This is a genomic window from Clostridioides sp. LIBA-6822, from assembly GCF_056688955.1.
On record NZ_CP196995.1, the window covers coordinates 3,714,549 to 3,741,276 of the forward strand.

At 29.4% G+C, this 26,728-nt stretch carries 23 protein-coding genes; 7 read left to right on the forward strand and 16 right to left on the reverse strand.

Features of this window, described 5'->3' with window-relative positions; translation table 11 throughout:
- Positions 1-432 precede the first annotated feature (432 nt).
- The 5 genes from ACTG48_RS17575 to rnr all read right to left on the reverse strand — a co-directional run bounded on the left by ACTG48_RS17575 (position 433) and on the right by rnr (position 7,070).
- Entirely contained in the window at positions 433-1,077 is a 645-nt protein-coding gene (locus ACTG48_RS17575) for an ABC transporter permease (RefSeq protein WP_479917544.1), read from the reverse strand.
- Positions 1,007-2,296, reverse strand: coding sequence for an ABC transporter permease (locus ACTG48_RS17580; protein ID WP_479917545.1), 1,290 nt, complete (start codon positions 2,294-2,296; stop codon positions 1,007-1,009). The genes ACTG48_RS17575 and ACTG48_RS17580 overlap by 71 nt, the downstream gene beginning before the upstream one ends.
- Positions 2,293-3,165, reverse strand: a complete 873-nt coding sequence (locus ACTG48_RS17585; RefSeq protein ID WP_479917546.1) for an ABC transporter ATP-binding protein — start codon at positions 3,163-3,165, stop codon at positions 2,293-2,295. The genes ACTG48_RS17580 and ACTG48_RS17585 overlap by 4 nt, the downstream gene beginning before the upstream one ends.
- A gap of 937 nt (positions 3,166-4,102) precedes the next feature.
- On the reverse strand, positions 4,103-4,594 hold the full coding sequence (locus tag ACTG48_RS17590; RefSeq protein ID WP_479917547.1) for a YfbM family protein: 492 nt from the start codon (positions 4,592-4,594) through the stop codon (positions 4,103-4,105).
- 340 nt (positions 4,595-4,934) lie between these two features.
- Positions 4,935-7,070, reverse strand: coding sequence for a ribonuclease R (gene rnr, locus ACTG48_RS17595; RefSeq protein ID WP_021386045.1), 2,136 nt, complete (start codon positions 7,068-7,070; stop codon positions 4,935-4,937).
- Positions 7,071-7,670: 600 nt separating this feature from the next.
- Here rnr and ACTG48_RS17600 point away from each other — a divergent pair.
- The 6 genes from ACTG48_RS17600 (at position 7,671) to ACTG48_RS17625 (ending at position 11,421) form a co-directional block, all read left to right on the forward strand.
- Positions 7,671-8,285 (forward strand): DNA alkylation repair protein, encoded by a 615-nt coding sequence (locus ACTG48_RS17600; RefSeq protein WP_479917548.1) that lies wholly within the window; start codon positions 7,671-7,673, stop codon positions 8,283-8,285.
- A 17-nt stretch (positions 8,286-8,302) separates the two neighbouring features.
- On the forward strand, positions 8,303-8,665 hold the full coding sequence (locus tag ACTG48_RS17605) for a winged helix-turn-helix transcriptional regulator (RefSeq protein ID WP_021386106.1): 363 nt from the start codon (positions 8,303-8,305) through the stop codon (positions 8,663-8,665).
- Positions 8,666-8,788: 123 nt separating this feature from the next.
- Positions 8,789-9,286, forward strand: coding sequence for a YbhB/YbcL family Raf kinase inhibitor-like protein (locus tag ACTG48_RS17610; protein WP_021386079.1), 498 nt, complete (start codon positions 8,789-8,791; stop codon positions 9,284-9,286).
- Between the two features lie 252 nt (positions 9,287-9,538).
- On the forward strand, positions 9,539-9,913 hold the full coding sequence (locus ACTG48_RS17615) for a VOC family protein (protein ID WP_479917549.1): 375 nt from the start codon (positions 9,539-9,541) through the stop codon (positions 9,911-9,913).
- A 3-nt stretch (positions 9,914-9,916) separates the two neighbouring features.
- Positions 9,917-10,855 (forward strand): AEC family transporter, encoded by a 939-nt coding sequence (locus ACTG48_RS17620; protein WP_479917550.1) that lies wholly within the window; start codon positions 9,917-9,919, stop codon positions 10,853-10,855.
- Positions 10,856-11,034: 179 nt separating this feature from the next.
- On the forward strand, positions 11,035-11,421 hold the full coding sequence (locus tag ACTG48_RS17625; RefSeq protein WP_021385992.1) for a DUF3795 domain-containing protein: 387 nt from the start codon (positions 11,035-11,037) through the stop codon (positions 11,419-11,421).
- 254 nt (positions 11,422-11,675) lie between these two features.
- Here ACTG48_RS17625 and secG read toward each other — a convergent pair whose 3' ends face one another.
- A complete protein-coding gene (gene secG / locus ACTG48_RS17630) occupies positions 11,676-11,900 on the reverse strand; it encodes a preprotein translocase subunit SecG (protein ID WP_003421948.1) in 225 nt (74 codons plus the stop codon).
- A gap of 117 nt (positions 11,901-12,017) precedes the next feature.
- Positions 12,018-12,524, reverse strand: a complete 507-nt coding sequence (locus ACTG48_RS17635; RefSeq protein ID WP_479917551.1) for an N-acetyltransferase family protein — start codon at positions 12,522-12,524, stop codon at positions 12,018-12,020.
- An 84-nt stretch (positions 12,525-12,608) separates the two neighbouring features.
- On the opposite strand from ACTG48_RS17635, the gene ACTG48_RS17640 reads away from it, so the two are divergent.
- Positions 12,609-13,037: a MarR family winged helix-turn-helix transcriptional regulator gene (locus tag ACTG48_RS17640; protein ID WP_054271647.1), complete on the forward strand. Its 429-nt coding sequence runs from the start codon at positions 12,609-12,611 to the stop codon at positions 13,035-13,037.
- A gap of 119 nt (positions 13,038-13,156) precedes the next feature.
- Here the strand turns inward: ACTG48_RS17640 and eno are convergent, their stop codons facing one another.
- The 9 genes from eno to hydA all read right to left on the reverse strand — a co-directional run bounded on the left by eno (position 13,157) and on the right by hydA (position 26,640).
- The gene (gene eno / locus ACTG48_RS17645) at positions 13,157-14,449 is read right to left on the reverse strand and encodes a phosphopyruvate hydratase (protein ID WP_021385989.1); all 1,293 of its coding nucleotides are present in this window, start codon (positions 14,447-14,449) and stop codon (positions 13,157-13,159) included.
- Positions 14,450-14,788: 339 nt separating this feature from the next.
- Complete coding sequence (gene gpmI, locus ACTG48_RS17650) at positions 14,789-16,318, reverse strand: 2,3-bisphosphoglycerate-independent phosphoglycerate mutase (RefSeq protein ID WP_479917552.1); 1,530 nt, start codon at positions 16,316-16,318, stop codon at positions 14,789-14,791.
- A gap of 11 nt (positions 16,319-16,329) precedes the next feature.
- Positions 16,330-17,073, reverse strand: a complete 744-nt coding sequence (gene tpiA / locus ACTG48_RS17655; protein WP_021386084.1) for a triose-phosphate isomerase — start codon at positions 17,071-17,073, stop codon at positions 16,330-16,332.
- 25 nt (positions 17,074-17,098) lie between these two features.
- Entirely contained in the window at positions 17,099-18,301 is a 1,203-nt protein-coding gene (locus ACTG48_RS17660; RefSeq protein ID WP_479917553.1) for a phosphoglycerate kinase, read from the reverse strand.
- Positions 18,302-18,522: 221 nt separating this feature from the next.
- Entirely contained in the window at positions 18,523-19,530 is a 1,008-nt protein-coding gene (gap, locus tag ACTG48_RS17665; RefSeq protein WP_021385974.1) for a type I glyceraldehyde-3-phosphate dehydrogenase, read from the reverse strand.
- Positions 19,531-19,589: 59 nt separating this feature from the next.
- A complete protein-coding gene (locus ACTG48_RS17670) occupies positions 19,590-20,612 on the reverse strand; it encodes a sugar-binding transcriptional regulator (protein WP_021386036.1) in 1,023 nt (340 codons plus the stop codon).
- Between the two features lie 582 nt (positions 20,613-21,194).
- Positions 21,195-22,541, reverse strand: a complete 1,347-nt coding sequence (gene rpoN / locus ACTG48_RS17675; RefSeq protein WP_021386088.1) for an RNA polymerase factor sigma-54 — start codon at positions 22,539-22,541, stop codon at positions 21,195-21,197.
- A 152-nt stretch (positions 22,542-22,693) separates the two neighbouring features.
- A complete protein-coding gene (gene xdh, locus ACTG48_RS17680; RefSeq protein ID WP_479917554.1) occupies positions 22,694-25,255 on the reverse strand; it encodes a selenium-dependent xanthine dehydrogenase in 2,562 nt (853 codons plus the stop codon).
- Positions 25,249-26,640, reverse strand: coding sequence for a dihydropyrimidinase (gene hydA / locus ACTG48_RS17685; RefSeq protein WP_479917555.1), 1,392 nt, complete (start codon positions 26,638-26,640; stop codon positions 25,249-25,251). The genes xdh and hydA overlap by 7 nt, the downstream gene beginning before the upstream one ends.
- Between the last annotated feature and the right edge of the window lie 88 nt (positions 26,641-26,728).

The following is a 26,728-nucleotide window of genomic DNA, read 5'->3' on the forward strand; positions in this document are numbered from 1 at the left end:
TTTATTGGACTATTATTGTGAAATCATTATGAAATTTATAAAATTATTAATAGGTTTTATTGAATTAGTATTATAAAATCATTATGAAATTTATAAAATTACTGTAGGTTTTATTAAACTAGTATTATTAAATCATTATGAAATTTATAAAATTACTGTAGGTTTTATTGAACTATTATTATAAAATCACTATGAAATTTATAAAATTACTATAAGTTTTATCAGACTATTATTGTGAAATCAATATAAAATATAAATTTGAGAGCTTTTAATAAAATGCAGTATATGTATGTATTTTTATACTAATAGATATGTACATCTATTTACATACATAAATATCAAGTTATAGTTTGTGTATATAAAAATACACTTGTATTTCATAAATACACTTTTTACTTCTATTACCTTCATTTTATTAAAGCTCTCATTTTATTATCTAACCTTCCTTTTTATTGGTTTTATCAATAGAGATAGAATTATCAACACTACACTTCCAGATATCAACCAATATTTTTCATTAAAACTGCCTTGACTCATAGACATTATAAAGAGATTTCCAACATATTTGTCTTTAGTCATCATATTTAAAATTAAATATCCTATAGATATCATATATCCCATGATTGTATTGTTAAATAAATTCGAGAAAAACATTCCCAAACTTCCTATAAATATAGCTGATGCGAAACTTCCAACAATATACTCGATTACTGGAAAATCTCCACCTAAATATATTAAAATATTTACAAAGCCTATAATTAAAACAGCTATACTTGTAATTGACATCAGTATTCTAATTAATTGTACAACAACTTGAGATAATGATTTTGATGATACTATTTCATCAATCTCCTTTGATTGTTCTAGTGAAAATATAGGTACCAACATTATTATTCCTAATATTGCAACATAATTTTCTAAGCATATGGCTGCCGAAATTCTATCTAAATTAGCTACTCCTTGTATTAGAGGAATCAAACATAACAATATAATTGAACATATCAAATTAATTAAAGTGCTTAATTTGAAGTTTTCTTTTATTAAAACTAAACAGTTTTGAAAGCTTTGACCCAACATCAAGATTCCCCCTTCTTTTTTGCTCATATAAGAATATCGTTAACAAAACAATCACTAATGCACCTAAACTCATCATAAGTCGATTACTCATAATTTGATTAAAGTTTTGTGCAACAATATCCCCACTTAACACACTGTTATGTCTTATCATTAATCCCATTGTTGGATAATCCCCTTTAAGAGCTGTAGAATTTATACTGTAAAACCACCAAATTAATTGAACAATAATTGCTATTGGCGTATCTGTTAATATAGTAAGGCTCATACCTATAGCTGTAGCTATCATAAGAGTTGGAAGTAGCCACCATATTGTATATTTTATAAATGCTAAATTATCAACTGATATCCCTTCATTTTTACCAAATGCAATCAAAGGAAGCAAATCTTTTATACCTAAAATTAATACTGGTAATAACATCATAAAAACAAGTGCAAAATATCTTGATAAAACTATTTTGTATGATGATACTTGTTTTGAATAAATAATTTCTCTCATTCTTGAACGCTTATCTTTAAGTGACATGAAAACTGCCACAAACACTGGAAATATACTTAAAACTATACCTATATAATCACAAAAAATTCTTGCATATCCATTAGTAACTTTATCTTTTTGTATTGTATAGTTATAATTCTTCACTGCTTCATTATAAGTAATTGGAACTACTCCAAATCTTTGCAACTTATCAAAGGCATATGCAGACCCTCCACCTAAAATATCATCTACTTTTTGCATTATTTCTTCAAATCTTCCAATAGATACTCTTGAATAATCTATTTTTATGCTATCTCCATTTTTCCATAGTGAATTTATTTCCTCAATACTTCTATCAGTTATTTCTTCTATATATTGTTCTATAGTCTTAGTTTTATTTTGGTCCAATTTTATAGATTTAGCTATTCCTGTTGGATATGTTGTATATGAGTTCTCTTGATATTCTCTAATTAAATTTATAGTTGCGTTGGGAATGACTTCTTCTGTTTTCATAGATTCTTTTTGACCATATGGATATTGATTGTGTATAGAATAATATTCCTCAATATTTTCTACCCTTTGAGGTGCAACTAGTGGATTTCCATTATTAGGGACAGTTTTACTTACATCTTTAGAAACTGAACCACCAAGTTGAGAAACATAGAAAAATACTAAAACTATAATAAAAACATAATATACTATACTTTTTAATATATTTTTACATTCTTTTACAAATAAATTCATATCTTCTCTCCTCCCATTATAAGCATATAGCCATCTTCAATAGTTGGATTACATTCTACTGCATTTTCAAAAGGTTTATCATCCGATATGACCCTAAGTGTAGCCTTTCCACCTTGAGTCAGCATACCTATAACTACAAATCTACTTTTTATATTTTCAATATCTTTTTTGTCTACTTCAATGCTATATACTTTTCCTTCAGCTAGTTTTGCTAATGCCTCAGTAGAGCCATTGTATATGACCTTTCCACTATCTAATATAGCCACATTTTCACATGTAGCTTCTATGTCTCCAACAATATGCGTTGATAAGATGACAATTCTATCATTTGCAATTTCGCATAATAGGTTTCTAAATCTTATACGTTCTTCTGGATCAAGACCTGCTGTTGGTTCATCTACTATTAAAACTCTTGGATTATGAATTAGCGCTTGTGCTATACCAAGCCTCCTATTCATACCTCCAGATAAAGACTTTACCTTAACATTTTGGTGATTAGTAAGGTTTACTTTACTTAATAACTTGCATATAATTTTTCTTCTTTTTCTTAGTGGTATATTCGATAAAACTGCTAAATAATCCATTGCTTTATATACTGTCATATTAGGATACATTGAAAAATCTTGTGGTAAATAGCCAACCATGTTCCTAATATCTTTAGTATTCTCAATAGGAACTCCACACATGTCTATTGAGCCTTCTGTTTTTGATAATAAAGTGGCTAATATTCTCATAAAAGTCGTTTTTCCTGCTCCATTTCTCCCCAAAAGTCCAAACATACCACTGTCGATTTCAAGATTTATGCTATCAAGAGCACTTTTTGTTCCAAACCTTTTACTAAGGTTAGACACTGATATTTTCATTTCCATATATAAATACACCTCCAGAAATAGTTTTATAGAATTGTGTTTCTATAAACTTTTTATTGTATTTTCATAATAAATTCTAAAACTTAAGATATTATTTATAATTTTCTAAATTTTTCCTAAAGATTTTAATTTTTCTACTTTTAATTAAAGTATCTATATTTTTAATTTTTACTTACTTTATTTGTGAATCCGTTTTATATAATAAAAAGATATGGTGGATGGCTAAAAGAATTATTTATAATGGATAGCTTTCAATGTGATGGTAAGTTGCTATAACTAAAAAATATTGCAGATAACTAAAAAAATTATTGGATATAAGAGATTAGCTTCAAAAAATAGTTAATTTGCATAATTAAAAAATAAGATAAGTATACAAAAGAATTGTTGGATATAAGATATAAATTTTTTTAAAAATTAATTCACATAATAAAAAAATACAATATCTAATTAAAAGAATTATTGAATATAATAGGTTAGCTTCAAAAATAAATCGAGTCACATAATGAAAAAATATTATAGATATACAAGAGAATTATAGGACACAATAGATAAATTTCAAAAATATAGTAGATTCAAAACTATAATTAAAAAATCCTCTATTTTATCAATTGAATTGGAATCTAAAAGATTATTAAATGCCTATTGTAGACTCATATATTTCAAAATCATATTATATAGTCTGTTCTAAGAAATATTTATCACATACTTGTATCCTAATGATACTAACTTCGGATAAATCATTTAGCCTTTTAAAATAAATTAAAACATATGTAGCTATACATCACAAGAATTCAAAATAATATACGTATTTCAAAATGCTACTATTAAATAAATAATTAAAAGGCTAATATAATATCTATTCTTCCCTTATAAAAAACATCCTTCTCCTTGTCTAAGATATGTAAGTACATCAACATTCATAGTTTTTTAGTAATCATTACATTATACAAAATATCACTGCTTTTCCTTCATTAGCTGCTTCCTCTATAAACTTTTTAAGTTCAATTAAATTTGCCCATACATACTCAAAAAACTCTTCTTCATTCTCATCATCCATAACAGGGTAAATATTATTTTCTAACATCTCACCAATATTAAATTTTGTTCTAAACATCTGCTCTTCTAAATTGTTCATTGCTTCTGATAGTTTTTTTACATCATTAGCTGTAATCAACATTGCAGGTGGCTCTTCATCAATTTCTACAAGTACATTTCCACTTAGAACTAATTTGCTAAATATATTATCATCATCTCCTCCAAATGGACAACCTGTTAAAGTAAAGTGAATAGCATCCCATGCCTTATCAATATTAATAGAATTATTTTCATTCACATCTCCAAAAACAAACTCTTGTAAATTCCCTTCTGCTCGTTGTAGTTTCAAAACATTTTCTTCACTTATTTTAGTATAACATCCTATCATACCCATAATTTCATTCCTCCTAAGTAATGTTTTTAATAATTTTAACACTAAATTTATACAAAGTAATACATTTTTATAAATTAAATAAAACAAAAATTTATATAGAACAAAAAAATAAGTGTATCTCAAATTTTAAAGGATACACTTACTTTATATTAAAAATTTATTTTTTAAATATCTGTTTTTAACTAAGTATTTTTATACTACTTATTTTCATCAAATATTTTTATATTATCTATTTTCATTAAATATTTTTTAACTACTAATTTTCATTGCGCATTGAGTATTGTAAATTTAGCTATATCATAAATACTACAACTTCTCATATCTTTTTTAAATGTTTTACTTATTCCTCTATCTTTTCAACTATTTCAAAATCAATTTCTTTAAAATCTACATTTACACCCTCAACTTTTATCTTAACTAGGTCACCTATCTTATATGACTTCTTAGTTCTTTCTCCTACAACACTGTAAGAACTCTCATCATAAATATAATAATCATCATTCATATTTGCAAGTCTTATTAATCCTTCTATAGTATTATCCAACTCAACAAATATTCCAAATGAAGTTACACTAGATACAACACCTTCAAACTCTTGACCAACTTTATCCTTCATATAAAGAGCCTTATAGAAATCATGTACATCCCTTTCAGCCAACTCTGCTTTTCTTTCTTTTTCAGAAGACTGAACAGATGCATAATCAACTATAGTAGTAAGCTGTTCTTGTCTCTTTCCACTTATCTTATTATTTAAAGATTCTTTTATTATTCTATGAATTTGAAGGTCAGGATATCTTCTTATTGGTGAAGTAAAATGACAGTAGAATTTAGCTGCTAATCCAAAGTGTCCACTACATTCTGGTGAATATTTAGCTTGTTTTAAAGAACGAAGCATTATAGTACTAATAGCACCTTCTTCTTTTTTGCCCTTTATCTTCTCTATTATACCTTGTAATGCTTTTGGATGTACTTCCTCTTTATCACCCTTTATTACATATCCAAATGTAGATATAAACTTGCTCAATTCTTCCATTTTTTCCAAAGATGGTGTCTCATGTATTCTATAAACAAATGGTATTCCCATCCAATAAAAATGTTCTGCAATTGTCTCATTACTTATAAGCATAAATTCTTCTATTATTTTATTAGATATTCTTCTTTCATAAGGCTTTATATCTGCAACTTCACCTTCTCCATTTAGAATTATCTTTGCTTCTGGGAAGTTGAAATCTATAGCTCCTCTTTTTTCCCTTCTTGACATAAGAATTCTAGCCAAAACCTCAGCATTTTTAAAGTCATCTGCAACATGTTCAAAAGTCTTTTTAAGTTTTTCATCATCTTTCTCTAATATGTCAGACACTTCTGTATAAGTCATTCTAGCTTTTGAATTTATTATAGATTCACATATCTCATGTTTGACTACATTTCCTTTATGGTCTATTTCCATAAATATAGAAAGTGTTAACTTATCTTCAAATGGATTTAAACTACATACTCCATTTGAAAGAGTCTTTGGCAGCATTGGTATTACTTTATCTACTAGATAAACTGATGTAGCCCTTTTTAAAGCTTCTTTATCAAGTTTATTTTTTTCTCTTACATAATGTGTGACATCAGCTATATGAACCCCTAATTTAAAGTTTTTATTGGGTAATATTTCTATTGATATAGCATCATCTAAATCTTTTGCGTCATCTCCATCTATAGTAAATATGTTTAAATCTCTTAAATCTCTTCTTCTTTTTATCTCCTCTTGAGGAATTTCAACAGCTACAGCTTCAGCTTCTTGCAATACTTTCTTTGGAAACTCTTCTGGCAGACCATGTTCCCTTATTATAGAGTCTATTTCTACGCCTCTTTCACCTTTTTGACCTAATATCTCTATAATCTTTCCTTCTGGCTTTCTATCCTCTTGTGGCCATACTGTAATTTCACATACTACTTTATCATTATCTACTGCTCCACTAAAATGTTTTTTAGGTATATATATATCTTTAGTAAACTTCTTGTTATCTGGTGTTACAAATCCAAAAGTTTTACTTGATTGAAAAGTTCCTACTATTCTAGTTATCTCTCTCTTTATAACTTTTACTATTCTTCCCTCTGCTCTCTTTTCTTCAGTAGCAGGTACAACTATTTCTGCCATAACTCTATCATTATGCATAGCCCCATTTATATTGTCGCTTGAGATAAATAAATCCTGCGTATACTCAGCATCAGATTCCACAAATCCAAATCCTTTTTTATGTGATACAAATTTTCCAACAAAATATCCCATTTGATTTGGAGATATTATTTTTCCTTTCTTAGTAAAACTTATATAACCATCTTCTTCTAATTCATTTAAAAAATTATAAAACATTGGCATTTCTGATGAATGTATATCAAAAATTTCTGCTAATTCTTCTTTTTTTAGAGGATTATATGCACTTTCATTTATTAATCCTAACAAACTCTCTTTAAGTCCTGGTATCATTTTTCCCTCCTATTTTAATCTTTTATTATATTATTTTTTATATTATGTTATCCTTTATATTCCTTATAACAAAGCTTTTTTATTAATTACACATAACTTTTTATACTTTTTATTATTCCTACAAACTAAATTACTTATTTATATTTTTGATTTATTATAAATTGTAAAGGAATATCTTGAAACATCATTATAGTGATTTTCTAATCATAAATTATCTGTAATAAATGTGATTATTATCGTTTAAATTACTATTTATTATCTACTTTATCACCTAATTATACACTATCAGATAAGATTGGTAAAATATTCATCTCATATAAGTATTACTATATAATAATTTATTCTATTAGTATACTCAAATCATGTAAAATTTATATAACTCAATTAATTTTTTAAACACAACTTTATAATATAAAACTCATAATAAAAGTAAATTTATATGCTAAATTAGGTTGATTTTTTATTATTTTTTATTTATGCTAGTACTAAAGACTTGCAAACGTTTTTTGACAAGTCTTTATTTTATCTAAACTAAACAAACTTTTTTTTACAAATAAATACATGAAATTTAAACTAATCTACTTATTGGAGGAGATAAAATTGGAAGAAGTAATTGCAAAAATTATTACTATAGAAAATGGCTTTAAAGAAATTGAAAGCATCGCTAAAAAGATTGTAAAAAATAATGAATCAAAAAAATGTTATTATCTATCAATCTACTTATATAGATCAGAATACTATCAAGTAAGAGAATTGGCAGTGTTTATACTTGGCTTTATATCAATAACGATTTCTGAAGCTTTGTTATTTTTAAAAGACAATGTGAGTAAAGATGAAAACTGGAGGGTACAAGAGATATTAGCTAAATCATTTGATTATTATTGTAGTGAGGTAGGATATGAAAAATCACTACCTGTGATAAAAGAATGGATTAATTCTGACAACCCAAACATAAAAAGAGCTGTCACAGAAGGGCTTAGGATTTGGACCAATCGAGATTATTTTAAATCTAATCCTGATATCGCTATATCTCTACTTTCCAGTTTAAAGGATAATGATAGTGAATACTTAAGAAAATCTGTAGGTAATGCACTTAGAGATATAAGTAAAAAATATCCAGATTTAATAAAAAAAGAATTAGATTCATGGGATATTTCAAATAAAAAAATTGAGTTTGTATATAAGCTTGCTTCAAAACGTATCTTAGCAAAATAAATTGGAGGTGACCTTATTTGAAACTTCGCGATGAATATACTTGCCCCTTAGAACTAACACATGATATGATAAAAGGCAAATGGAAATCTATTATATTATGGAGATTACGTATGGGACCTACTTCCCTATCAAAACTTGAGAAGGAAATTAATGGTATTAATCAAAAAATGTTGCTTGAACAACTTAAAGAATTAATCGAATTTGGTCTTGTAGATAAAAAGACATATGAAGGTTACCCGCTTAAGGTTGAATATTTACTTACACCTATTCGAGGAAAGCAAATATTAGATGCTTTGGCTATAATGCAAGATATAGGAATTAACTTTATGCTAGATAATGGTATGGAAGATGTCCTTAAGGAAAAGGGTATTTTAAAATAGGTAGATACACTCTAAATATATACCCACAAAAAAGTAAGTAATTTACCATTATTTTCAACTGGTATATAATTAAATTACAGAAATATTATATTAATTTATTATATATTTAGGAGGTAAATTATTATGAAAGTAACTAGTACTGGTATAGTAAATGGCGTTATAGAAGATAAATATGGAAAAAGAGGAACTCAGTTCAATGAAGGTGGTATGCCTACATACTCACTACCTCTAAAATTTGAAGATGCTCCAAAGAATACAGTATCCTTTGCTGTATTTTTAGAAGACAAAGACTCTGTCCCTGTATGTGGATTTGCGTGGATACATTGGTTAGCTGTAAATATAACAAGAGACGAATTAAGTGAAAATGAAAGTATAACAGCTACTGATTTTATTCAAGGTACTACTAGCTGGCATGGTAAGCTAGGAGGTCTTGATAGATTAGAAGCCAGTGTATATGGTGGTATGGCTCCTCCAGACAGACCTCATGTTTATGAGATACATGTATTTGCACTTGATACTATTCTTGACCTTGAAAAAGGATTCTATATGAATGAATTTTTCAAAGCTATGGATGGACACGTTTTAGATACATTTACATTAAAAGGAAGTTATTCTAACTAATTAGATTGACTATAGCTAATCATTAACTAAATGTCTACATTTGATTAATGATTAGCTTAATTGTTATTAGAATATTTTTTATATTTTAATTAACAAATTACATTAAATCCTGCAATTTACATAAAATTTAATAATAAATATAAAATTCAACAATCAAGATAAAATTAGATAATCAAGATAAATCGTATCAGTTTATAAAATCAAATAAATTTATGATAAGTTTATCAATATATAAAATCTTAAGGAGTTGTAATGATAAAAAAAATAGACCATGTAGTAATTACTACTAATAATATAGAAAATTGTATCAAATTTTATACAAAACTTGGTTTTACATTTAAGGAAATGAATAAAAGATATGAGCTTTATGCTGGAGATTTCAAGATAAATATCCATATAAAAGGTCATGAACTTTCACCACATAGCAAAAACGTACAAACAGGTAGTGCCGATTTATGTTTTGAAATAAACGATAATATTAATGAGACAAAAAAATACTTAGAACAAAATGATATTCAAATTGAACAAGGAATTGTAGAACGCACAGGATTTTTTGGTAAAATGAAATCCATTTATTTAAGAGACCCTGATGGAAATTTAATTGAATTGTCAAGTTATGGAGAATAGACTTTGGAAAATTTAATTTTATCAGTAAATGTTGTTCTTCCTTTGTTTCTCACAATGTCACTTGGATATGTTCTAAAAAAATTAGGCTTATTTGATGAACATACTTTAAATAAAATGAATAATGTTTGTTTCAAATCTTTCTTGCCATTATTATTATTTTTTAATATATATAACACAGATTTAAACGGCTCTCTTAATTTTAGACTTATGACTGTGGCTGTTATAATCATTTTTTCAACCTTCTTAATCTTAGTTTTTATTATTCCTAAAATTGAAAAAGATAATAAATCAAGGGGTGCATTAATACAAGGTATATTTCGTAGTAATTTCGTTATATTTGGTATTCCTGTCACAATCTCACTATTTGGTGATAAGAGCATTGGAGTCACATCTTTATTAATTGCAGTCATTGTACCTATGTTTAATGTGTTGTCTGTCGTAATACTTGAAATTTTTAGAGGAGGCAGAGTAAATATAAAACATATGATTAAAGGTATTATAACAAATCCACTTATAATAGCTTCTGCAATAGGTCTTATTATGTTAATTTTAGATGTAAATATTCCTACATTTTTACATAATACAATTGGCGATATATCTAAAATCGCAACACCTTTATCTCTTATAATTTTAGGGGGCTCCTTTAGTTTTTCTTCTATAAAGGGACATATAAGACCCATTATATTGGGAGTATGTGGAAGACTTGTACTAGTACCTACTATATTCTTGCCAATTAGTATTTTTCTTGGATTTAGAAATGTAGAATTAGCCTCACTTATGATAATGTTGTCTGCTCCAACTGCAGTTTCTTCATTTACAATGGCACAACAGATGGATTCTGATAGTGAACTAGCTGGTCAAATTGTAGTATTTACTTCTGCATTTTCTATAATTACAGTATTTTTAATAATATTTATTTTAAAACAGAATAATTTTATTTAAACTAATTTTATTTAAAAATTTAGCTTTACTTACATGATATTTTCTAGTTGTATGCTTTTACTTGTACACCATATTTATAATATAAGCCCTAATGAAGATGATTCTATTAAGTATTATGAAAGTACTGTTTATATTTACAATACACTAGCTATACTATAAAACTTAATGGAGATGATTTTATGAAACCTTGTGAAAATACTGCTGCTATTTGTGGCTTATTTTGTGGGACTTGTCCTGAATACCCTGAAAACTGTCATGGTTGTCTGTCAGATAATGTTAACTCTGAGTGTTTAGTTTGTGACCACGGATTTAGAGATTGTGCAGAATTGAATAATGTTACACGATGTTATGAATGTGATAAATTCCCTTGTGATAGATTACACGATTTTAAAAACAAACATATTGTCAATGGAATTTGTCATCATAAAAATGTCATTGATAATCTACAGTATATGAAGGAAAACAGTGTTTTTAGGTGGATTGAAAAACAAGTCACTGAAAATACTTGTCCAAATTGTAATAAACTAATTGTCTGGTTTGATAAAGATACACATAAGTGTAAATAATCAAAATATCTAACTTAATATTTAAAATAAAAATGGCTGTCTCAAAATAGAGATAAGCCTCTTTTTCATTGTTGAAATGATGAAAACATATTTGATTTCATAAAAAAAAGAGTGTCTCATGAACTAAAAAGTTCATTTTGAGACACCTCCCTTTTTATTTTTTACTTTACGTACTTTTATTAAAAACTAAATTTAATTTTTAAATATTTCCTAAATACACTAATCAAATAATGGCCAGTTATTCAACAATATCATTACTTTTTAACTATAAGTAATGCTAATGCATTTATAAAAAATAATACTGCTGTTATCTTTGTAACTCTAGCAAGAAATGCTTGTTTACCTTTTGGTTTAAAGTAAGCTTGACTTCCTTCTCCACCAAACTCTGAAGGCAAAGCATTTTTTGAATCTTGAGGCATTATGCTAATTACTAGTAAAATCCCTAGCACTACTTGCACACCCATTAAAATGTTGCTCATTATTGCCCCTCCTATCTATTTATTACTTAAATTTCATTACTCTTTAGTGTATCACAATAATATAGTCATTTCAAGACTATTAAAGTATAAATAACAAACAAAAATAATATGCAATTACTATATCTTTTTTGAATAACGTACTTCTAATAATTTTTTCCCAATATGTATCTCTTTCTCAAAATCATCACAAGTAAAACTATTTTTTTTATAGAAATTTATAGCTCTAGTATTGTCTTTTAGAACCCATATCGTTATATGTGAATATCCTAAATTGCTTAATCTATCAATGCAAAATTGTAATCCTTTTTTTGTCACAGATGTTCCCCAAAAATCAGGATGGAAATAGATAGAATATATTTCTCCAACATATTTTGGAGCATTATCCTCTTGGCTTCTATTTAATGAAGCAAAACCAGCAGGTATACCATTTACTTTAAAAAGATAATATTCCTCTTCAGCTTTTGGAATAACACTTTGGAAAACTTCTGCTCTTTTCTCAGAAGTGAATTCATCTATTATCTTATCTGGAATAATTCCTTTATACGCTTTTCTCCACGAACAAGAATGTATAAAGCCCATTTCTGTAGCATTTTCACTTGTAGCTCGTATAATCTCTAAATTCATAAAAACACCATCCTATTGACAAATTAATACGATTATCGTACTATATTAGTGCGATAATCGTATCATATATGGAGGTAAAAGTCAATGAATCCTGTAAAAGAGCTAAACAACCTGTGGCATATTGTTAGTATGCAGATGAAAACAGAAATGTGTAGTGGTAAGTATCCTACTATTCATGGTATTTCTTTAGTAGAATTAAGTATTTTAGAAATAGTTGAACAGTATCCAAATAGTATAATGAAAGAAATTAGTGAAATTTTAGAATTGCCAAAAAGCACATTAACAAGTGCTGTAAAACGTCTTGAATTAAAAAAATTTATTAAAAAAAATCCCTGTATTAAAGATAAAAGGGGGTATAACTTAGTCTTAACTGAATTAGGTTTAAAGGCTCAACAAGAACATAGAGATATAGAAATAATTGTATTTAGAAATCTCTTACATCAATTAGATAAAGATGAAATAGAAACTTTTATTCGTATTTTTTCTAAAGCTGTGAATAAAAGTAAGAAATGAAATATAAAAAAAGGATAAGTGAATTGAAAAATCAACTATCACTTATCCCTTATAAGATAAATTTTTATCTTTTATGTTATCTCTTTAATCTTTAATACTATCTTTTTAATCTTCAATAACTATTTTTTTAAATTATAGAAAGATTTTAACCCACAGTATCTAGCTTGTTCTCCAACCATTTCTTCTATTCTTAATAATTGATTGTACTTAGCAACTCTATCAGTTCTTGATGGAGCACCAGTTTTTATTTGACCAGCGTTTACTGCAACAGCTAAATCTGCTATAGTAGAATCTTCAGTTTCTCCTGATCTATGAGATATAACAGCAGTATATCCTGCTCTCTTAGCCATTTCTATAGCATCTAAAGTCTCAGTTATTGTACCTATTTGGTTAACTTTAACTAATATAGAGTTAGCTACTCCATTTTCAATTCCTTTTTCTAATCTCTCTGTATTAGTAACAAATAAGTCGTCACCAACTAATTGTAATTTATTTCCTAATTTTTCAGTTAATAACTTCCATCCGTCCCAATCTTCTTCATCTAAACCATCTTCTATAGTTATTATTGGGAAGTTGTTTGACCAATCTTCATATAAAGCAACCATTTCAGCAGCAGTTAACTCTTTTCCTTCTCCTGCTAAAACATATTTTTTAGTATCTTTGTTGTACATTTCTGTAGCAGCAACATCAAGTCCTAACATAACATCTTCACCTGGCTTGTATCCAGCTTTTGTTATAGCTTCAACTATTAATTCTAAAGCTTCTCTGTTTGAACCTAAGTTTGGAGCGAATCCACCTTCGTCACCAACACCACAAGCTAATCCTTTTTCTCCTAAAACTTTCTTTAATGCATGGAATACTTCTGCACCCATTCTTAAACCTTCTTTAAAACAACAAGCACCTACTGGTAATATCATGAACTCTTGAACATCAACGTTATTATCAGCATGCTCTCCACCGTTTAATATGTTCATCATTGGTACTGGTAATTGTTTAGCATTTACTCCACCTAAATATTGGAATAATGGAAGACCTATTTCATCAGCAGCAGCTCTAGCTACTGCCATTGAAACACCTAATATAGCATTAGCTCCTAATTTACCTTTGTTTGGAGTTCCATCTAATTCTATCATCATTGCATCTATTGCTGGTTGGTCAAATGCATCCATTCCTTCTATTTCTGGTGCTATTATTTCATTTACGTTAGCAACAGCTGTTTCTACACCTTTTCCTAAGTATCTGTCTTTATCTCCATCTCTTAATTCAACAGCTTCAAAAGCTCCTGTAGATGCTCCTGATGGAACTATTGCTCTTCCCATTGCTCCATCTTCTAATACTACTTCAACTTCTACAGTTGGATTTCCTCTTGAGTCTAATACTTCTCTAGCATATACTAATTCAATAACTGACATTTGTATATCTCCCTTCGATTTTCTATTAGTTAAATTTTCATTTACTGTAAACTTACGTCTACTATTTTACTCTACTTTTTATATTATAGTACATAAAGACTTTTTTGAAAATTAGGTACAAATTTATTTGATGGGTAAATTTGTAAAAGTTCCTATTTTTATTTTATTTTTTATAATATTTTAACTTATATAGTATTAAAAAACTTGACTAAAATTCAAAAGTAATCTTCAATACATAACATTATAACTAGATTTAAAACATTAAACATAAAATGTACAACTAATGATTCTAAAATTTTTGCTTATATTTATATTTTCTTTTCTACTTATCAGAGTTAATTATTTTGAGATAAGTGAATGACCAGTCATTTCTTCTGGTTTTTCTAACTTCATCATATCTAAAACAGTTGGTGCTATATCAGACAATCTTCCTCCATCCAATAACTTTGCACTTTCAAATTCTTGACCAACTACAATAAATGGTACTGGATTAATAGAATGAGCTGTTACAGTCTTTCCTGTTTCTGGGTCTAACATATATTCAGCATTTCCGTGGTCAGCAGTTATTATTGCACTTCCACCTAACTCTACTATCTTATCTATTAATTTTCCTACACAAGTATCTACAGTTTCAACAGCTATTACAGCAGCTTCTATACTTCCTGTGTGACCTACCATATCAGGATTTGCAAAGTTTAACACTATAAAGTCAAACTTATCTTCTCCTAATTTCTCCAAAGCTTTATCTGTCAATTCGTATGCTGACATTTCTGGCTGTAAATCATAAGTTGCAACCTTTGGAGAAGGTATCAATAATCTTTCTTCGCCTTTATTTGGTTCTTCTACTCCACCATTAAAGAAGAAAGTTACATGTGCATACTTTTCAGTCTCAGCAGCTCTAAGTTGAGTTTTTCCATTATTAGCTAGATACTCACCTAGAGTGTTGGTTAAAGATTGAGGTCCAAATGCTATATGCACGTTTTCTATAGTTATATCGTACTCTGTTAAGCATACAAAGAAGTTTTTAATATCTTCTCTTTTAAATCCATCAAACTCTTCACAAACTAAAGCTCTAGTTATTTGTCTAGCTCTATCTGGTCTAAAGTTAAAGAATATAATTGAATCATTTTCCTTTATACTTCCAACTGCTTTACCATCTTTCATAATAACTGTTGGCATTATAAACTCATCATTTTTTCCATTGTCATAAGAGTTTTGAATAGCTTCCTCAATAGAAGTTGCTTTTTCACCAATACCTCTAACCATAGCATTGTATGCAAGCTCTACTCTTTCCCATCTCTTATCTCTATCCATAGCATAATATCTACCAGAAACTGTAGCAAATTCTCCTACTCCAATTTCATCCATACTAGCTTGTACTTCTTTAGCATATTCTAATGCACTTTGAGGGTCAGTATCTCTACCATCAGTAAATGCATGAACATACACCTTTTCTACACCTCTATCTTTTGCCATTTTGATTATGGCTTTAAGATGGTCTATATGTGAATGTACTCCTCCATCAGACAAAAGTCCCATTACATGAAGAGAATGCTCTTTTGCATTATTCATAGCTTCACATAAAACTTCATTATTAAAAAAATCACCATCTTTTATAGATTTTGTTATTCTAGTTAAATCTTGATATACAATTCTACCTGCACCTATATTAGTGTGACCAACTTCTGAATTTCCCATTTGACCATCAGGTAAACCAACATCAAGACCACTAGCATTTATCAATGTGTTTGGATATTTTTTTATTATTTTCTCTAAGTTAGGAGTTTTGGACTTAGCAATTGCATTTCCCTTAACGTCCTTATTATATCCAAACCCGTCCATAATAATTAAAGCAACTGGTTTTTTCATCATTTCACTCCTTAGAAATTAACAAGGTCTAGGTAGTCATTACTAGCTAAACTAGCTCCACCTACTAAAGCTCCATCTATATCACTTTGACCCATTATTTCAGCTACATTTGAAGGTTTAACACTTCCACCGTATTGTATTCTAACTTCGTTAGCTAATTCTCCATATAATCCTTTTATAACTTCTCTTATATAAGATATAACATCATTAGCATCTTCAGCAGTTGCAGTTTTACCAGTTCCAATAGCCCAAATTGGCTCATATGCAACAACTACTTTTGCTAAATCTTCTTTAAGAACATTTTCTAAAGCTTTTTCAACTTGAACTTTACAAACATCTTTAGTTTTTCCAGCTTCTCTTTGCTCTAAAGTTTCTCCAACACATAGTATTGGGTCTATTTCTACTTCTAAAGCTTTTAAAACTTTTTTATTTACAGTTTCATCAGTTTCATTGAAGTATTGTCTTCTTTCTGAATGTCCTATTACAACATAGTCCATATCTATTTCTTTTAACATAAGAGGTGAAACTTCTCCTGTAAATGCTCCTTTTTCTTCAAAGTGCATATTTTGAGCACCTATCTTTATATTTGTACCCTTAGTAGCTTCTTTTAAATCCTTTAATAAAGTAAATGGTGCACATATAACAGCCTCTACTTTATCAGAATTAACTTTATCTTTAACTTCATTTACAAATTCTAAAGCTTCTTTTATTGTTTTATGCATTTTCCAGTTTCCTGCAATTATAGGTTTTCTCATTTTACAATCTCCTCTATATATTAGTTTATTTATTATCTAATGCTGCAATACCTGGTAATTCTTTACCTTCTAAGAATTCTAGTGATGCTCCTCCACCTGTTGATACGTGAGTCATCTTATCACCAAATCCTAATTGATTAACTGCTGCTGCACTATCTCCACCACCAATTACAGTAGTTGCATCAGTTAACTCTGCCATAGCCTTAGCTACTGATAATGTCCCATTTGCAAAGTTCTCAAATTCAAACACTCCCATTGGTCCATTCCATACTACAGTTTTTGACTCTTTTATAGTTTTTACAAAGTTTGCTATAGTCTTAGGTCCCATATCTAGACCCATATAGTCTTCTTTTACATTAGCATCTTCTGTTACTATTGGAGTTGCATCTGGTGCAAAGTGGTCTGCCATAACAACGTCTACTGGTAATAATAAATTAACACCTTTATTTTTAGCTTTTTCCATCATTTCTTTAGCGTATTCTACCTTATCTATTTCAAGTAGAGATGTTCCTACTTCATATCCTTGAGCTTTTAAGAATGTATAAGCCATTCCTCCACCTATTATTAGGTTATCAACTTTTTCTAATAATTCATTTATAACAGCTAGTTTATCAGAAACCTTAGCTCCTCCAAGTATAGCTGTAAATGGTCTTACTGGATTTGCAACAGCTTCTCCTAAGAATTTTAATTCTTTTTGAATTAAGTATCCGCAAACTCTCTCTTGTAAGAATTCTCCCGCTCCAACTGTTGAACAATGTGCTCTATGAGCAGTTCCAAATGCATCATTTACAAATATTTCAGCAAGTGAAGCTAACTCTTTAGAGAAGTTTTCTTCGTTTTTAGTTTCTTCTTTTCTATATCTAGTATTTTCTAATAATACTACATCTCCGTTTTTCATGTTTTCAGTAGCTTTTTTTGCATTTTCTCCTACAACATTGTCGTCCGCTGCAAATACCACTTCTTTACCTAACATTTCAGATAATCTCTTTGCCACTGGTGCTAAAGATAGTTCTGGCTTAGCTTCTCCTTTTGGCTTTCCTAAGTGAGAGCATAATATAACTTTTGCTCCTTTAGAAATTAAATATTGAATAGTTGGTAAAGCTCCGTTCAATCTATTTTCATCAGTAATTACACCATCTTGTAATGGCACATTAAAGTCACATCTCACTAATACTTTTTTTCCGCACACATCAATATCTTCTATAGTTTTTTTGTTAAGCATTGACATAAATATCTCTCCTTTTAATAAAGTAATTTTTTATTGCCAAGTATAATATAGTACATACTTTTACCCTATTAAATATATCATATTATCATATTTTTATATATAGTATGTAACATTATTTAGGTGTATTTTATATATTTTTTCTTAAAAAAAGTCCTGAGTCCGTAGTATTAAACTACAAACTCGGACTTTGTCAATCTACTTTTCTATTTTCTCAAAGCTGACTATTTTGCTAATTGTGCAAAGTATCCTAAAGTTCTTATTAATTGAGAAGTATAAGACATTTCATTATCATACCAAGAAACAACTTTAACTAATTGCTTTCCATCTACTTCCATAACTTTTGTTTGAGTAGCGTCAAATAATGAACCGTAGCTTATTCCGATTATGTCAGAAGATACTAACATTTCTTCAGTGTATCCGAAAGATTCGTTTGAAGCTTCTTTCATAGCTGCATTTATTTCTTCAACTGTAACATTTTTTCCTAATGTACAAACTAATTCAGTTATTGAACCAGTTACAACTGGTACTCTTTGTGCTGCACCATCTAATTTTCCTTTTAATGAAGGTATTACTAGACCGATTGCTTTTGCAGCTCCTGTAGTGTTTGGAACTATATTTCCAGCAGCAGCTCTAGCTCTTCTTAAATCACCTTTTGGATGAGGACCATCTAAAGTATTTTGGTCATTAGTGTATGCATGTATAGTAGTCATTAATCCTTTTTCTATACCGTATTTGTCGTTTAATACTTTAGCCATTGGAGCTAAACAGTTAGTTGTACAAGAAGCTCCTGATATAACTGTTTCAGAACCATCTAATATGTCACTGTTTGTGTTGAATACTATTGTTTTTAAATCTCCAGTAGCTGGTGCAGATATAACAACTTTTTTAGCTCCTGCTTGTATATGAGCTTCAGCTTTATCTTTAGATGTAAAGAATCCTGTACATTCTAATACTATATCTACTCCTAGTTCAGCCCATGGTAGGTCAGCAGGATTTCTTTCTGCTGTTACTTTTATTTCTTTTCCGTTTACTACAAAAGCACCTTCTTTAACTTCTATTTCTCCATTAAATCTTCCTTGAGCTGTATCATATTTAAATAAATGAGCTAACATTTTAGCGTCTGTTAAGTCGTTTATTGCAACAACTTCAAACATATCTTGTTGCTCCATCATTTTTCTTAATGCTAATCTTCCTATTCTTCCAAATCCATTTATAGCTACTTTAACCATTTTCGCTACCTCCTATAAAGTAAATGTATGTTTTCTAGCTCTATGCTAGGTCTTGACTTTTATAATAATGACAATATCTTATAAGCACTTTCTTCATCTGTTACAAGAACCATGTTTTTATGCATATTTGATATGGCTAATAAGGCTTCTACTTTTTCTGTACCTGCAAAGATTGCAATAGTTTCTTTTACTTGTTTAACTGTCTCTAAATCAATTCCAACAGTATTTAATTTATAAACTATTTCTCCATCTTTGTTGAAATAATATCCAAATGCTTCTCCAACCGCATTTTTAGATAGTATCTCATCAACCTTATCTTCTGGAAGTTTTCTTCTCTTTGCCATGACATCTGCTCTACCTATGCTAAAAACTAAAATGTCTGTTCTTTTAATATACTCCAAAGTTGTCTTAATCTCTGGCACTTGGCTAAGAGTTTTCATTGCACTTTCGTCCAACTCATCTGGTATATGTAAAAGTTTGCAATTAGAATGTAACTTCTTACTTATTGAAGCAACTATATTATTGGATTGCATCTCTACATCAGTCCCCATACTTCCTCTAGCTGGTACTATTGTAGAGTTTGGATATCTCTTATCAGTTTTAATAACGTTTGAAAACTCCAACATAGTGCTTCCACCTGTTATTGAAACAATATCTCCATCTTTAAGAATATTTAAGAAATACTCACATCCATATCTAGTTACATCTTTTAGTAAACTTCCATTTTCATCACAGCTTCCAGGAACTAGTATTACCTTTTTTATTCCAAGCTTTTCTCTTACTCTATCTTGTAACTTAGACAATCCCATGATATCACTCATGATGTCTTTAAGTTTATCTAACAAATCAGAACCTTCTTTAGTGATAGTCATTCCAGATACAGCTACATCTATAAGTCCTTGTTCTTTCAAAAACTCTGTTTCTGACCTGATTATTCTTTCACTAATTTCTAATACATTTGATAAAGTTCTTCTCCCTATTGGTTCACTTAAAGATATTTGTCTTAAAATAGAGTATCTTCTTTCCATAAGTTCAATTGCCTGTGGAATTAATTTCTTTTGAATTTCTAATAAGTTCTTCATAACATACTCCTTATTACTTTCCTTTAGGGACTTTTTTTGTCCCTAGTGTTTATTTAAGTCCCACAAGATATTTTTATTTTATAGGATTTGCGTATAGATTTCAATAGTTTTTCAAAAACTTTTTTATTTTTTTGTTTTGTAATATATTTCTCCACCATTTTCAAAGTACAGTATTTTTTCTTTTTTATATAAGGTTTTTTGTATATGTTTTTATATTTTTATTTAATTTATACTCTATGTGTTTTTCCTTTTGTAGTTATTAAATTTAATAATAGTTTATTTATACCAACATTCTTATTGTTCTAATATTTAATGATTCTTTAAAAATGTTCATTTAATTATGTTTTCTAGTTTTTTAGTATTTTCCACTATTCTAATTTTCTCTAGCTTTTTAATATTTTAATGCTATTTGGTTTTCTAATATTTTTTAGTATTTTACTACTCTTCAATATTTTTATACTCTCTAATTCTATATCATTTTCATGTTTTCAATATTTTACTTCATAACATTTTTAGCCTAATTTCCATTCACCTTTTAATTAGCCTTTTCCCCTTGTTATATTGATATTTGTCTTTTACTTATTAGTATTCTTTTCTCTTGCTTGAAGATAGGATTCCTAATTCTTCACGATATTTGGCAACTGTTCTTCTTGCAACATTGATTCCTTTTTCTTTTAGTAACTTAGATATATGGTCATCACTTAAAGGTTTCTTTTTATTTTCGTCTTTTATTGTTTCCTTTATAATTTTTTTTATGCTTGTACTAGATGCCATTTCATTATTCTCAGTTTCAATAGCACTACTAAAGAAGTATCTAAATTCATACACGCCAAAAGGTGTCAGCATATATTTACCATTTACACCTCTACTTATAGTAGATTCATGGAATTCTAATTTTTCTGCTATGTCCTTCATTTTTAAGGGTTTTATATATTTTGTCCCTTTTCTCAAGAATTCATCTTGAGCTTTTACTATTTCTTCTGCAATCTTAAGTACTGTAGTTTTCCTACTCTCTATATTCTTCATAAGTCCTGTTGCTGAATTTAGTCTTTCTTTTATAAATTCTTTTGCACTTTCATCAGACTGTGAATTTTTTAATATGTCTTTATAATAACTATTGATTCTTATCTGATAAGAATCTTTTTCATTTAAATATACAATAAATTCATCATCAATTTTTTCTACTGTTACATCGGGTTGAATGTATACACTTTTTTCTACTGAACAAGTTCTTCCTGGTTTTGGGTCTAATGTCTTAATTATATTTATCAGTTCAACGCATTTTTGTAGTGACATATTGTATTTTTTACTTATCTCTTTATATTTATTATTTGCAATCAAATTTAAGTCTTTTGTAACGATTTCCTCTAAAATTTCATTATATATTCCTAAACTTGCCATTTGAATCATCAGACATTCTGAAAGACTTCTTGCTCCTACTCCACTAGGTTCCAACTGCTGAACACTAATCAAACATTTTTCAAAAAGTTCCTCATCTATCTTTAAAGTATCAACAATTACTTTTTCCTCAGTTCTTAAATACCCATCTTCATCTAAACTGTCAATTATATACTCACAGACTTCCAATTCTTTATCTGTCAGTTTATATAAGCTTATCTGAAATTTTAAATCCTCATATAAATTTGACGAATATTTAACTAAATTTTCTAGATTAACTTCATTATCGGGATTATAGCTTATCTCTGTTCTGTCTAAACGTCTTGACTTATCCATATCTTTTATATATTCTTCCCAATTTATCTCCCCACTTTTTTCAACTTCAACTAATGGGTTATTCTCTGCTTCTTTTTTAATCTCTTCTTCTAATTCTAACTTACTCATATTTAATATTGATAATGATTGCTTGAGTTGTGTAGTCATTATTAGCTTCTGAGACTGAGTTAACTCTAGACTATTATTAAAATTCATTCTGCTCACCTCTCAATTTTATTAAACTTATTTTTATAAAAGAAAAACCCTCCTGTATATGTATATTCTATCATTTAAAATATACCTTATGCAAAAGGGTTTTTTTTATTTACAATTTCATCTATTTTTTTATTTAATATTTCTTTTTTTTGTTACTTTTTTTTACTATATGGAGTATTTTGTAGTGGTAGTTCAGTTCTAAACTCTTTATCAAATACATAATAGGCATTTTGCACTGCTGGTGCTGTAGGAACTGTACAAATTTCTCCTACACCTTTTGCTCCATAAGCTAGTAAATCTTTGTTCTTTTCAACTATTACAGCTTGTATTTCTGGTATATCTGTAGACTTAAATAAACCTAGTGTACCAAATTTAGCTGTAGGCACAGAATCTACTACTGGGTAATCCTCAGTTAGAGCATATCCAAGACCCATAACTACTCCACCTTCTATTTGACCCTCTAAACTGATTGGATTTATAGCTCTTCCAACGTCATGTGCTGCTACTACTTTCTCCAATTTTCCATTTTCATCTAGCATTACAACTTGTGTAGCATATCCATAAGCAACATGGCTTACTGGATTTTCTTTATCACAACCCATTTTATCTGTAATACTTGCATATTCTCCGTAAAACTCTTCTCCATCTAAATCATGTAAAGTTTTACCAGATTCCAAAGTTTCTTTTAATTTATTTGATGCAACTTTAGTGGCTTCCCCTGTAAATACGGTCTGTCTTGAAGCCGTAGTATTCCCAGAGTCTGGTGTCAAATGAGTATCTGGAACTTCATGCACTATACTTTCAGGTGGTAAACCAGTAGCCTCACAAACTACTTGAGTCATAACAGTACCAAGACCTTGACCTATACAAGAAGCACTTGTTCTTATATGAACTCTTCCATCTTTTATTACTAGTCTGCATCTTCCAACATCAGGTATACCAACGCCAACTCCACTATTTTTCATTGCACAAGCTATACCTGCACGTGGATGCTTTTCATACTCTTCTTTCACAGCTTCTAGTGTTTCTGCCATTGCTGTTCCTTCATCTGCAAATTGACCATTTGGTAAAACTTGACCAGGTCTTATTGCATTTTTATATCTTATCTCCCAAGGTGATATTCCTGCCATTTCAGCAAGTAAATTTAGGTTACATTCTGTTGCAAAACAACTCTGTGTAACTCCAAAACCTCTAAATGCTCCACCAGGAGGATTGTTAGTGTATACTGCTGTTCCTGTTATATCAATATCTTGATAGTTGTATGGTCCTGCTGCATGAGTACACAATCTTTGTAGTACTGGACCTCCAAGAGATGCATATGCACCTGTATCAGATATTATAGTTGCTTTCATACCTGTTAAATATCCATTTTCATCACATGCTGTCGTAAATTCCATTTCTGTGGCATGTCGTTTAGGATGAACAATAATACTTTCTTTTCTTGTTAGCTGTACTTTCACAAATCTTTTCGTATGATAAGCAAGTAAGGCTGCATGGTGTTGAACACTCATATCTTCTTTTCCACCAAATCCTCCACCTACCATTTTATTTATCACTCTTACCTTCTCATGTGGAAGCCCTAACATATCTGCACATTCATGTTGAGTAGCAAATACCCCTTGGTCTGTTGAATAGATTATTACTCCATCTTCTTCATAAGGACCAGCTACTGCGCACTCAGGCTCTAAAAATGCGTGTTCTGTAGCAGGTGTAGTATATCTTTTAGTTACAACATATTTTGAATTTTCTATCTTTTCTTCAGCGTTTCCTCTTACTAAATGTTCCTTAACAAGTACATTACCTGTCTCATGTATCTTTGGAGCATCCTCTCTAAGAGCATCTTCTGTAGTACTCAATGATGTTAATTCTTCATAATCTATCTTAACTAGTTTTTTTGCTTCTTCCAATGCCTCTCTAGTTTCTGCTGCCACTAAGACTATTCCATCTCCTAAATATCTAGTTATTTCACCTTCTGGTATTAAAGTATCCCAATCCTTCTTTAAGTGACCTACTTTTATAGTTCCTGGAATGTCTTTAGCTGTTAGAACTGCAACAACTCCTGGATAAGCTTTTGCTTCTTCTATATCTATTTTTTTGACTAAAGCTCTAGGATACTTTGCTCTAACTGCTGAACCATAAATCATACCCTCAATTCTCATATCATCTACATATTCAGAATATCCAAGTGCTTTACCTACTGCATCAACTCTAGGAAGATTTTCTCCTACTAGACCTTTACAGTTTACTTTTGGTACATCTATATCTTCTCTAAAAATCTTTGCTGCTAAATCAACAGCTTTAATTATTTTTACATACCCTGTACATCTACATATATTACCTTTTAAGGCTTTCTTTATATCATCTTCAGTAGGATTATTGTTAACGTCTATGAGTGCTTTTGAACTAATTACCATACCTGGAATACAAAATCCACATTGTACAGCTCCTTGGCTAGCAAAAGAATATGCAAAAACATCTCTTTCTCTTTCTGATAATCCCTCTATAGTCGTTATGTTTTTTCCAGCTAATTTATCAGTTTTAAATACACATGCTTTAGTTGCTTTACCATCTATTATAACCATACATGTTCCACAAGCACCTTCTGAACATCCATTTTTAACTGAAGTTATATTCATATCTTCTCTAAGGAAGTCTAAAAGTTTTTTGCCTTCTTTTGCAACAACTTTCTTTCCATTTAATATAAATTCTACCATTCTCTAGCCCCCTTTGTTAGACGCCTATTTATATATCTCCCACTTGGAGTATTGCAGATTAATTCTCCCTCTCTAACTACTTCTTTTCCTCTTAAGTAAACATGTTCTATTTGACAATCCACTTCATACCCTTCATAAGGTGTATAATCTACATTTTGTAATTGTTTTTTTGCTTCTATTTTAGATTTCTTGTTTGGATTTAAGACTAATATATCTGCGTCACTACCTAATTCTATAGTTCCTTTATTAGGATACATTCCAAATAATTTTGCTGCATTAGTTGATGTTACTTCTACCATCTTGTTGATAGATATTTTATTTTTACATACTCCATATGTGTATAAAAGACTCATCCTATGTTCTACACCTGGAGAACCATTCGGTATTTTGCTGAAATCGTTTATTCCAAGTTCCTTCTGTCTCCTATAATTAAAAGAGCAGTGGTCTGTTCCTATAGTATCTATCTGATTATCTGAAATAGCATTCCATAATATTTCATTATTTTCCTTATTTCTTAAAGGTGGTGACATTACATACTTAGCACTTTCAAATCCATCTAAATCATATAATTCATCATTTAATAGAAGGTATTGAGGACAAGTTTCAACTATTACATCCACACCTCTTTGCTTAGCTTTTAAAACTTCTTCCAAGGATTCTTTACAACTTAGATGAACTACATATACCTTAGAGTTTGCAACTTCAGCTATCTTCATAAGTCTTGAAGTAGCTTCTGCTTCAAGTATAGCTGGTCTAGTTAATTGATGGTACTTTGGAGATAAATTATTTTCTGCCCTTGCTTTATCCACAAGTTCACATATTATATCCCCATTTTCACAATGGAATCCAATAATTCCACCTATCTCTTCTGCTTTTCTCAGAGCTTCAAATATGACACCATCATCAACTTGGAGACTTCCTTTATATGCCATATACAATTTAAATGAAGATACACCCTCTTTTACCATATCTTCCATTTCATTACAAACTGAGTCATTCCAGTCTGTTATAGCCATGTGAAAACCATAATCTGAGTAGGATTTATCTTTGGCTTTTTCATGCCATTCTTCTAATCCTTCTTTTAAAGAGCATCCTTTAGCTTGTGTAGCAAAATCTAATATAGTAGTAGTTCCTCCAACTATAGCAGCTTTTGTACCTGTCTCAAAGTTATCTGCTGTCTTAGTAACCCCTGTATCTAAGTCAAAGTGAGTGTGTGTATCTATACCTCCTGGTATAACATAAGAATCACTAACATCGACTATGTCATCATTTTCTTTTGATATATCAAAACCTATATCGACTATTTTTTCATATTCTATTCTTACATCTGCACAGTAAGTTTTTTCACTTGTTACTACTTTCCCGCCTTTTAAAACAATTCCCATATAGACTCCACCTTACTTATAACGTATCAATTTATTTTATCTCAAGCAATTAACTTAAAGTAATTTTACTAAAACCCTTATACCACCT